The organism is Methylobacterium sp. Leaf469, assembly GCF_001424745.1.
Lineage (GTDB): Bacteria > Pseudomonadota > Alphaproteobacteria > Rhizobiales > Beijerinckiaceae > Methylobacterium.
This window is the reverse complement of the sequence record NZ_LMRE01000001.1, coordinates 94,066-104,849: the sequence shown is the minus strand read 5'-3', so window position 1 is coordinate 104,849 and position 10,784 is coordinate 94,066. Positions and strand designations below refer to the sequence as shown.

6 protein-coding genes are annotated in these 10,784 nt (G+C 67.2%); 3 read left to right on the top strand and 3 right to left on the bottom strand.

The annotated features are described in order from the left end of the window. The first annotated feature begins 5 nt into the window (after positions 1 to 5). Positions 6 to 296: a formate dehydrogenase subunit delta gene (locus ASG60_RS00450; protein ID WP_056171658.1), complete on the top strand. Its 291-nt coding sequence runs from the start codon at positions 6 to 8 to the stop codon at positions 294 to 296. A 10-nt stretch (positions 297 to 306) separates the two neighbouring features. On the opposite strand, the gene ASG60_RS00445 is transcribed toward ASG60_RS00450, so the two are convergent. Then, positions 307 to 1,203: a hypothetical protein gene (locus tag ASG60_RS00445; RefSeq protein WP_244476541.1), complete on the bottom strand. Its 897-nt coding sequence runs from the start codon at positions 1,201 to 1,203 to the stop codon at positions 307 to 309. 653 nt (positions 1,204 to 1,856) lie between these two features. Here ASG60_RS00445 and gltB point away from each other — a divergent pair. Then, positions 1,857 to 6,524, top strand: a complete 4,668-nt coding sequence (gene gltB / locus ASG60_RS00440; protein WP_244472875.1) for a glutamate synthase large subunit — start codon at positions 1,857 to 1,859, stop codon at positions 6,522 to 6,524. A gap of 204 nt (positions 6,525 to 6,728) precedes the next feature. Further along, on the top strand, positions 6,729 to 8,159 hold the full coding sequence (locus tag ASG60_RS00435) for a glutamate synthase subunit beta (RefSeq protein WP_056265875.1): 1,431 nt from the start codon (positions 6,729 to 6,731) through the stop codon (positions 8,157 to 8,159). Positions 8,160 to 8,177: 18 nt separating this feature from the next. Here the strand turns inward: ASG60_RS00435 and ASG60_RS00430 are convergent, their stop codons facing one another. After that, entirely contained in the window at positions 8,178 to 9,524 is a 1,347-nt protein-coding gene (locus tag ASG60_RS00430; protein ID WP_056383896.1) for an SGNH family hydrolase, read from the bottom strand. Between the two features lie 84 nt (positions 9,525 to 9,608). Beyond that, positions 9,609 to 10,748 carry a lytic murein transglycosylase gene (locus tag ASG60_RS00425; protein WP_056384273.1) on the bottom strand — a complete coding sequence of 380 codons (1,140 nt, stop codon included), beginning with the start codon at positions 10,746 to 10,748 and terminating at the stop codon, positions 9,609 to 9,611. Between the last annotated feature and the right edge of the window lie 36 nt (positions 10,749 to 10,784).

Below are 10,784 nucleotides of genomic sequence, written 5' to 3'. Positions count from 1 at the left end.
TCCCCATGAGCGCCATGACATCCGATCAGAAACTCGTCCGCATGGCGAACCAGATCGCCACCTTCTTCCGCTCGTATCCGGACGACGAGGCTGTTGCCGGCATCCACAAGCACATCGTGGCGTTCTGGACTCCCAAGATGCGCCACGCCCTCGTCGCTTTCGGCCCCACGGAAGGGAGTGGGCTCGATCCGCTCGCACTCCAGGCGATCACCGAGAAGCCTCAGGCAGAGAGCCCCGTGCGCGCTGCCACCCGGGACCCCGCGCTTCAGGGCGCCGGCGCGAGCGACGCCGGCTGACTGGGGGACGTCAGTCTTTGGCTGGCTCGCTCGGCGGTGTTGCCCCCGGCACGATGGTGGCGCCGCCGATCACCCGAACCGACTTCTTCTGATCCGCGGGTGGGTCCTTCCACGCTTTAGGCGCCTTCGCGTCGATTTGCGGCTGCACGGCAGCTGGTGTCGGCGCAGTGGCGTTCGTCGCTGGCGTCACGGACTTCGGGGCTTCGAGGGAGGCAGCCGCCGGCTCCCGCACTTCCGGCTTTGACGAAGGTGTCTCGGACAGGCGGGGTGCCTGCGGGGTGATCCGGGTAGCGGCCGGCTTCGGCGGAGGATTGAGCCGGACCACCTTACCCGGAGCTTGGGGGGGGATTTGAGCTTGCGACGACGCGTCGGGATTCAAGCCCATTGGATTGCGGTCCAGGGGTTCGGCTCGGCCCACCCGAACGGCATCGAGCGGCGCGCGGCGAAGCGGTGCGTTCGGAACGGTGCTGGGCGGTATGATTCGCTCCGCTTCACGGACGGGACGGCGCGGAACCGCCTCCTCCTCGGTCCAACCGTATCCCGGCGCCGGCCGCGCAACGCGCATCGGCGGCGAGGCGAGGGCGACGTTCAGACGTTGGCGACGAAGGATTGCTCCATCGTGGGCATCGACGAACACGCGCACGCGCTCGCCGTAGGGGTCGTCGGCTTCGACGACGTAGGCACGACCGTCGAATTGGGGTCGGGTGACGGCAGTGAATCCGCGGTCGTTCAGTCGCCAGACCACGGCGCGCGGCGGCATCGGCATGTCGCGGTCGTCAAAATACTGCGCCATGGCGATTCCCGATCCGAAGACGGACAGGGTGAGGCCGCACAGTATCTTTGAGAGGCGCGGCATTGACGCGCGCGGACGGGGCTTGCTGCGCTGGTTCTGACCACGCACGATCATGAGGCCTCGTTCAGAAGGTTCGATCCGGAGGCCCGCTGTTGGCGCGGGTCCTCCGGTGGGTCTCCGCCAGGGCCTCGCCCCCGCATGCCGCTTGTGCCCGGCAAGGTCTTGTTAAGCGTGGGATTGGGGCGGGAATGCGAGGGCTTCGAGGCGGGTTTCTGTCGGGGTATGCCGAAGCAGGACTCGATCCGAACCCGTACCTGCGGCAACGGAGCGGGCCGTGAAACGTTCGCGCGCGCGGAAAAGGCTTACAAGCCGTCGGAACGGGCCTTGCTGGAGCGTTTAAAATCTGTCACTTTCCGTCGTTAGGACAGCAACGCTGTCCCATTTCCGGGGTGGTGACTTCCTGGATGGCCAAGGATCTCCGCGGGTGACGTTTCCGGCGAACAAACGAGATTCGAAGACGATCGCTATCGTGGCGATTCGGGTCCGCGTGGCTTGAGACCAAGCCGGCGTCGTGCCCGCGGGTCGCGGGCGCTTCCTCACCGAAGTCCCGCTGACAAACAGATCCGCTGAGAGCCGACGTTGTCGAGAGGATGCACCCGGGAGCCGTTTGGCGCTTGGGCACGAAACATGCTCGCAAGCGAGCACGTCGGAGGCGAGGAATGGTGAGCGTGGTCGCATCTGCTGAATTCGGGGCGCTTCAGGCGTCCATTCCAGCCACCCGAGACGGCGGTGCGCCCCTCGTCGTGCGGGATCAGGCGCTGCCCAAGGCTCAGGGGTTGTACGATCCTGCCCGCGAAGGCGATGCCTGCGGTGTCGGCTTCGTCGCCGACATGCACGATCGCCGGACCCACGCCATCGTCGCACAAGGGCTTCAAATCCTGAAGAACCTCGACCATCGCGGCGCCGTGGGCGCCGATCCGAAGATGGGCGACGGTTGTGGCATCCTCACGCAGATTCCGCATGCCTTCTTCACGGCCGAGTGCGCCACGCTCGGTATCACCCTGCCGGAGCCGGGCCATTACGGCATCGGCCAGTTCTTCCTGCCGAAGGACGACGAGGCGCGGCGGCTCATCGAGGAGATCGTCGAGAAGGCCCTGGCCGAGGAGGGCCTGCCGCTGCTCGGCTGGCGCGACGTTCCCGTGGACCCGAGCGACCTCGGGGTGATGGTCAAGGAGACCGAGCCCCACCACCGCCAGGTTTTCATCGGCCGCCCGGCCGCCATCACGGACGAGGACGCTTTCGAGCGCCGCCTCTTCACCGTTCGCAAGGTGATCTCGAACAAGGTCTACGGCCTCAAGGACCCGCGGGCCGACGTCTATTATCCCGTCTCGCTGTCGACCCGGACCATCGTCTACAAGGGCATGGTGCTGGTGACCCAGCTCGGCGACTATTATCGCGACCTGCAGGACGAGCGTTACGTCTCGGGCCTCGCCCTCGTGCATCAGCGCTTCGCCACCAATACCTTCCCGACCTGGCGCCTGTCGCACCCCTACCGGATGGTCGCGCATAACGGCGAGATCAACACCCTGCGGGGCAACGTCAACTGGATGGCCGCGCGCCAGGCCAGCGTCGATTCCGAGCTGTTCGGCAACGACATCTCGAAGCTGTGGCCGATCTCCTACGAGGGCCAGTCCGACACCGCGTGCTTCGACAATGCCCTCGAATTCCTCGTGCAGGGCGGCTACTCGCTGGCCCACGCCATGATGATGCTGATCCCCGAGGCGTGGGCGGGCAATCCGCTCATGAACGAGGAGCGCAAGGCGTTCTACGAGTACCACGCCGCCCTGATGGAGCCGTGGGACGGTCCGGCCGCCGTGTGCTTCACCGACGGCCGCCAGATCGGCGCGACGCTGGACCGCAACGGCCTGCGTCCCGCGCGCTACCTCGTCACCGACGACGGCCTCGTGGTGCTCGCCTCCGAAATGGGCGTGCTGCCGATCCCCGACGAGAAGATCGTTGAGTCCTGGCGTTTGCAGCCGGGCCGGATGCTGCTCATCGATCTGGAGAAGGGCCGCATCGTCTCCGACGAGGAGATCAAGAGCGAGCTCGCCGCAGCCCACCCCTATGCCGAGTGGGTGAAGAACACCCAGATCGTGCTGGAGGACCTGAAGCCCGTGATCCCGCGCGCCTCGCGCTCGGACGTGTCGCTGCTCGATCGCCAGCAGGCGTTCGGCTACAGCCAGGAAGACCTCAAGCTGCTCATGGCGCCCATGGCCGTGACCGGCCAGGAGGCGGTGGGTTCCATGGGCACCGACACGCCGCTCTCGGCCCTCTCGGACAAGCCGAAGTCGCTCTACTCCTACTTCAAGCAGAACTTCGCGCAGGTCACCAACCCGCCGATCGACCCGATCCGCGAGGAGGCTGTCATGAGCCTCGTCTCGTTCATCGGTCCGCGTCCGAACCTCCTCGACATGGAAGGCGCGTCCCGCAAGAAGCGCCTGGAAGTCCGGCAGCCGATCCTCACCAACGGCGATCTCGAGAAGATTCGCTCGATCTCGCACTTCGAGGACCGGTTCGACACGAAGACCCTCGACATGACCTTCCCGGCCGAGACCGGGGCGGCCGCCATGGAGGGCGCCGTCGACCGCCTGTGCGACCGGGCCGAGGTCGCCGTGCGCGGTGGCTACAACATCATCATCCTGTCGGATCGCGGCGTCGGCCCCGATCGCATCGCGATTCCCGCGCTCCTCGCCACGGCCGCCGTACACAACTACCTCATCCGCAAGGGGCTTCGCACCTCCGTGGGTCTCGTGGTGGAATCGGGCGAGCCACGCGAAGTGCACCACTTCGCGTGTCTCGCCGGCTACGGCGCCGAGGCGATCAACCCCTACCTCGCCTTCGAGACGCTGATCGCGATGAAGGACGAGTTCCCGCCGGACCTGACCCCGGACGAGATCGTCTACCGCTACATCAAGTCCATCGATAAGGGCCTGCTCAAGGTCATGTCCAAGATGGGCATCTCGACCTACCAGTCCTATTGCGGTGCGCAGATCTTCGACGCCATCGGCCTGAACTCGGCCTTCGTGGCGCGCGACTTCTTCGGCACCGCCACCACCATCGAGGGCATCGGCATGGCCGAGGTCGCCGAGGAGACGGCGCGCCGGCACACGGACGCGTTCGGCGATGCGCCGGTCTACCGCACGGCGCTGGATGTGGGCGGCGAGTACGCCTACCGCCTGCGCGGCGAGAGCCACACTTGGACGCCGGATTCCGTGGCGACGCTCCAGCACGCCGTGCGCCTCGGCCTTCCCGAGCGCTACCGCGAATACGCCCGCCTCGTGAACGAGCAGGAGAGCCACCTCAAGACCATCCGGGGCCTGTTCCGCATCAAGCAGGCGGCTGAACTCGGCCGCGAACCCGTCGCCATCGAGGCGGTCGAACCGGCCGTCGACATCGTCAAGCGCTTCGCCACGGGCGCCATGTCTTACGGCTCCATCTCGAAGGAAGCACACGAAACCTTGGCCATCGCCGTGAATTCGTTCGGCGGCCGCTCGAATTCGGGCGAGGGCGGCGAGGAGGTCGAGCGCTTCAAGCCCATGGCCGATGGGCGTTCGCGCCGCTCGGCGATCAAGCAGGTGGCGTCCGGCCGCTTCGGCGTGACGACGGAATATCTCGTCAACGCCGACATGATGCAGATCAAGGTCTCGCAGGGCGCTAAGCCCGGCGAAGGCGGCCAGCTGCCCGGTCACAAGGTCGACGCCAAGATCGCCAAGGTCCGCTACGCCACCCCGGGCGTCGGCCTGATCTCGCCGCCGCCGCACCACGACATTTATTCCATCGAGGATCTCGCCCAGCTCATCTTCGACTTGAAGAACGTCAACCCGGATGCCGACGTCTCGGTCAAGCTGGTGTCGGAAGTCGGCGTCGGCACCGTGGCGACTGGTGTCGCCAAGGCACGGGCCGACCACATCACCATCTCGGGATTCGATGGCGGCACGGGCGCGGCGCCGCTCACCTCCATCAAGCACGCCGGTGGTCCGTGGGAGACGGGTCTCGCCGAGACCCAGCAGACCCTTGTGCTGAGCCACCTGCGCGGCCGCGTGGTGCTTCAGGCCGATGGCGGCATCCGCACAGGTCGCGACGTCCTCGTCGCGGCGCTGCTCGGTGCCGACCAGTTCGGCTTTTCCACCGCGCCGCTCATCGCCGCCGGCTGCATCATGATGCGCAAGTGCCACCTGAACACCTGCCCGGTGGGTGTGGCGACGCAGGACCCCGTCCTGCGCAAGCGATTCAAGGGCACGCCCGAGCATGTGGTCAACTACTTCTTCTTCGTCGCCGAGGAGTTGCGCGAGCTCATGGCGGCCATGGGCTACACCAAGCTCGAAGACCTCATTGGCCGGGCGGACTTCCTCGATACCCTCGAGGTGATCAAGCACTGGAAGGCGAAGGGCCTCGATTTCTCGAAGCTGTTCCACCGTCCGGACGTGCCGGCGCACGTGGCGATCCGGCATACGGAGAAGCAGAAGCACCCCATCGACCACGTCCTGGATCGGCGCCTCATTGCCGGTGCCAGGGCGGCGCTCGACAGCGGCGAGGCTGTCGTGGTCGAGGATGTGATCAAGAACTCGGATCGCACCGCCGGCGCCATGCTGTCCGGCGCCGTGGCCAAGCGCTACGGCCACGAGGGCCTGCCCGACGACACCATCCGGGTGAACCTGTCGGGCACCGCCGGTCAGAGCTTCGGTGCCTGGCTCGCCGCAGGCGTCACCGTGGTGCTGACGGGCCATGCCAACGACTACGTCGGCAAGGGCCTGTCGGGCGGCAAGCTCATCATCCGCCCGTCCGACGCTCTGCGGGCGCCGTCCGCGCACACGATCATGGCCGGCAACACCGTGCTGTACGGCGCCATCGCGGGCGAGGCCTATATCCGGGGCTCGGCCGGCGAGCGCTTCGCCGTGCGCAATTCCGGCGCCATCGCGGTGGTCGAGGGCATGGGCGACCATGGCTGCGAGTACATGACCGGCGGCGTCGTCGTCTCCATTGGCGAGACCGGGCGCAACTTCGCGGCCGGCATGTCGGGCGGCATCGCCTACGTCCTCGATGCCGATGGCTCCTTCTCGGCACGATGCAATCTGTCCATGGTCGATCTCGAGCCCATCGAGGAGGAGGACGACCTGATGCGTCGCTTCCATCAGGACGGCGATCTCGAGACCAAGGGCCGCGTCGATATCCTTGCCGACATGTCGGGCCACGACGAGGAGCGCCTGAGCCAACTCATCACCAACCACCTGAAGTACACGGGCTCCCCGCGTGCCAAGGAGATCTTGGATGATTGGGCCGGCTACCGCACCAAGTTCGTCAAGGTGATGCCGGTCGAGTACCGCCGGGCACTGCGCGAGATGGAAATGGCGCGGATGCCTGTGGCAGCCGAGTAGGCTCCGCACTGCAGACCCGTGTCGTAACCCGACACGATCGTCGCTCGGGTGATCCTACCCAGAGGGTGGCGGTTTGCGCGACCGGGCGAACGACATGAGAAGCGAACTGGCGAAGAAGCCGGTTCGGAGGAAGAAAGCGGAACAGGCCGATCCGGCCGCTTTCCGTGCGACGGATCAGACAGACTCGCGAAAGACAGTCAGACGATGGGCAAGGTCACGGGTTTCCTCGAATTCGACCGGCAGGAGCAGAAGTATCAGCTCGCCGCCGACCGCGTGCGGCATTTTCGTGAGTTCACGCTGCCGCTGGACGAGCATGACCTAAAAAAGCAGGCGGCCCGCTGCATGGATTGCGGCATTCCGTTCTGCCACGGGGATACCGGCTGCCCGGTCCACAACCAGATTCCGGACTGGAACGAGCTCGTGTTCCAGTCGGATTGGGAGGAGGCGGCGCGCAACCTGCACTCCACGAACAACTTTCCCGAGTTCACCGGCCGCATCTGTCCTGCGCCCTGCGAGGAGGCCTGCACGCTGAACCTCGAGAATCAGCCTGTGGCGATCAAGACCATTGAGCAGGCCATCGCCGATCGCGCCTGGAACAACGGATGGGTCAAGCCCGAGCCGGCCAGCCACAAGACCGGCAAGAAGGTTGCGGTCATCGGGTCCGGTCCCGCCGGCATGGCCGCGGCGCAGCAGCTCGCTCGCGTCGGCCACGAGGTCCATGTCTTCGAGCGTGAGCCGAAGGCCGGTGGCCTGCTGCGCTACGGCATCCCCGACTTCAAGATGGAGAAGCGCCATATCGATCGGCGTGTGAAGCAGATGGAGGCGGAGGGCGTCCGCTTCCACTACGGCGTGAATGTCGGCGTGACGAAGCCCCTCGACGAGCTCTCGGCCGAGCACGACGCGGTTCTGTTCGCCGGAGGCGCAGAAGACCCGCGTAACCCGCAGCTGCCGGGTCAGGACCTGATCGGCGTGCACTATGCCATGCCGTTCCTCGTCCAGTCCAACCGCCGGGTCGGGGCGGAGCCGATGCCGGGCAACGGCGAACAGCCGATCCTCGCAACGGCGAAGAACGTCGTCGTCATCGGCGGCGGCGACACGGCGTCCGATTGCGTCGGGACCTCGTTCCGCCAGGGCGCCCTGTCTGTGACGCAGCTCGATATCCGCCCGCGTCCGCCGGAGCGCGAGGACAAGCTCTCGGTCTGGCCGTACTGGCCGACGAAGATGCGGACCTCGTCGAGCCAGGCCGAGGGCGCCGAGCGCGAGTTCCAGGCGGCGACCCTGCGTCTCGAAGGCAAGAAGGGCAAGCTCACCGGCGTGGTCTGCACCCGCGTCGACGAGAAGCGCCAGCCCGTCCCGGGCGGCGAGTTCGTGCTACCGGCCGATCTCGTCTTCCTGGCGATCGGCTTCGCCGGCTCCGTTCGTAAGGGCTTGCTGGAAGAATCCGGTGTGACCATGGACAAGCGTGGCAACGTCACTGCCGACACCGTCGATTATCGGACCTCGAACGAAAAGATCTACGTCGCCGGCGACATGCGCCGTGGGCAATCTCTCGTGGTGTGGGCGATCCGCGAGGGCCGGCAGGCCGCGCGGTCCATCGACGAGGCGCTCATGGGCGCCAGCGTCCTGCCGCGATAGGAAAGCAGGGTCGCCGGTTCAGCCCGGCGGCCAGCGGAAGTCGTCTGCCCGCCCCGGTTGCGTCGCGGGTGCGGCACCCCGTAGGAGTGCCCGCTCGACGTTGCCGGATGGATCGGCGTCGCGGGGCCGCCCGCTGACAAGCGTTCCTCCAGGCGCGAGTTCAGCCCTTCCAAGCGGAATCACCGGCCCGGCGGCCGGTTTGACCGGCAGGGCCGGGATGCCGGGTGGCTCTGGGAGACTCGGCAGCATGGCGGTGATCTGGCGGTCGATGGCCGCCGCATCGTCGAGGCGAGGAGCCTCGCCCTCGGCCGGTACAGCGGGAGCGGTTGCGACCGGGACGGCCGGCGTCGCGCTCGTCCCCATCATCCGCTTCAACTCGACATCGGCGAAGTGCGCGAGTTTGCGCGCACCGGCCTTGGTGAAATGGACGCCGTCGCCAGCGCGCAGCTTCGCCTCCTGTCCGTCGAGATCCGGCCCCGTGGCGGCGTAGCGGTTGCGGTCGTCGACGAAACCCGGCCAGATATCGACGTAGGTCTGACCCGCTTTGGCAACGCGCTCGCGGGCAATATCGTTGATTTCGGCGAGATCCTTGGTGAGGGATTCGCTGCGCATCGGCGGCACTCCGACCCAGATCAGCGGGATCTTGTGGTCGGAGAATACCTTCACCAGGGCTTCGACGCGCTCCCCGTAGATCTGGCGCCAACGTTCGCTCAGGGGCTCGATGGTCTGGTCGCCATCCCGGATCGGTTGACGGTCGTTCGCACCGACCATCACCAGCGCATACGCGACCTTCGGAGTGGACTTGAGGGTGTCTTCGACGGCCTTCGGCCAATCCACGATATCCTTGCGTACCAGGCCACTGTCGGCGCGCGATCGGTCGACGATGCCGATCTCGGTGTTGTCCTCGAACACATCGGTGAGTCCGGTGCCGAGGGAGCCGGCCAGGGAATCCCCGAATACCGCGATCCGGGTGGCGGGCTCGGCCTTGGGCACGGTGGGCTTCGGCTGCGCGATGACCGGCGCCGGGCGCGGCTTGCGCCGGACCGCACGGGGATCGTCGGCATAGGTGGGCGTGCGCGGCCGCGGCGTCGGGCGAATGGTCGGCGTCGGCGCCGGCTGTGCCTGCTGGGGCCGGTCCTCCCATGGCCAATAGAACTGGCGCGGTGCTTCCTGCGGCGGCGGCGCGTAACGACGGTTCGACTGCCGGGCGCCATAGCCGCCGTCGTCGCGGTAATACTCCCGCGCCCTTCGCGAAGGCGCGTCGTAGGAATCGCCCCATTGCGCAGCGGCGGGCGGGGCCGCACCGAGGAGCAGGACGAGGCCGACGAGGGAGGACCAAGCCGCGCGAGGTGCCGGCAGCGTCATGACGAACCTTCTCGAGAACCGGACGGGCGGTGCGGTAGACCTAATCCTAACCGAGGACGGGCCCTCGGTCTAAGGGCAACGTCGTCAGGGACGGTGCTTCAGGTGTTCGAGGAGCGCGGGTGTCGCGTAACCATCGGCTGGCAATCCTTGCTCGATCTGATAGCGGCGCACCGCCTCGCGCAGTTTCGGCCCGGCCCGGCCGTCGGCCTCGCCGGCATAGAGCTTTCGGGCGGACAGGCCCGTCTGCAGGGCCTGGAGGCCGCCTTTGTCGAGGCGGGCCGCATCGCTCGGCCATGGCGCGACGAGGGAAGGTCCCCCGGCGAGACGGTCGGCGAGGTGGCCGACGGCGAGGGCGTAGGAGTCGGAGGTGTTGTAGGCCCGCACCACCTCGAAATTGTCGGTGATCAGGAAGACCGGCCCCCCGAGGCCTCCGGGCAGGAAAAGGCTGGCGTTTCCCGAGGACGGCAGGGGCGCGTTATCTGTTCGGCGCACGCCCCGCCGGGCAAAGTCCGACAGGTCGGCTCGGTAGGCCGTCAGGTCGAAGCCCGGCGGCAGGGTGACAGCATAACCCCAGGAGAGGGCCGGATTCCAGCCGAGGGACTTCAGGTAGTTCGCGATCGAGGCCAAGGCGTCGGCCTGCGAGCCCCAGATGTCTCGGTGGCCGTCGCCATCGAAATCGACGGCATGGGCGAGGAAACTCGAGGGCAGGAACTGGACCTGCCCCATCGCCCCGGCCCAGGAACCTTTCATCCCGGACGGCGCGATGTCGCCGCGTTCCAGGATCGTGAGCGCCGCCAGGAGTTCATCTCGGAATAGGGTGCCGCGGAATCCCGCCTGAGCCAGTGTGGCGAGCGCCCGGACCGTCGGCACCGTGCCTGCGCTGGCGCCAAAATCGGACTCGACCCCCCAGAATGCCAGGACGATCCAGCGCGGTACGCCGAAGCGTGCCTCGATCGCCGCGAGGGTGGGGGCGAGGCGCGCCGCCTGTGCCTGTCCACGTGCGATGCGGCCCGGAGAGACCGCGCCGACGAGATACTCCCAGACGGGACGGGCGAACTCGCCCTGGCGCCGGGTCCGTGCGAGGACATCCGGGTCCGCCGTGGTCACGGAGAAGGCTGCGGCAAAGGTCCTGGGCGAGACCCCGCGGCTGAGGGCGTCGGGGCGCAGTGCTTCGATGAAGGCACGGAGGTCCGTAGGCGCCGGAGGCTTCTCCGCTGCGGGCAGCTTCGGAGTGGGCTTCGTGGGCTCGGACCTCGCGGT

Bases quoted from the DNA above. Each gene is read 5' to 3' on its own strand.
- ASG60_RS00445 (WP_244476541.1), bottom strand. From the start codon at position 1,203: ATGATCGTGCGTGGTCAGAACCAGCGCAGCAAGCCCCGTCCGCGCGCG.
- ASG60_RS00450 (WP_056171658.1), top strand. From the start codon at position 6: ATGAGCGCCATGACATCCGATCAGAAACTCGTCCGCATGGCGAACCAG.
- ASG60_RS00435 (WP_056265875.1), top strand. From the start codon at position 6,729: ATGGGCAAGGTCACGGGTTTCCTCGAATTCGACCGGCAGGAGCAGAAG.
- ASG60_RS00430 (WP_056383896.1), bottom strand. From the start codon at position 9,524: ATGACGCTGCCGGCACCTCGCGCGGCTTGGTCCTCCCTCGTCGGCCTC.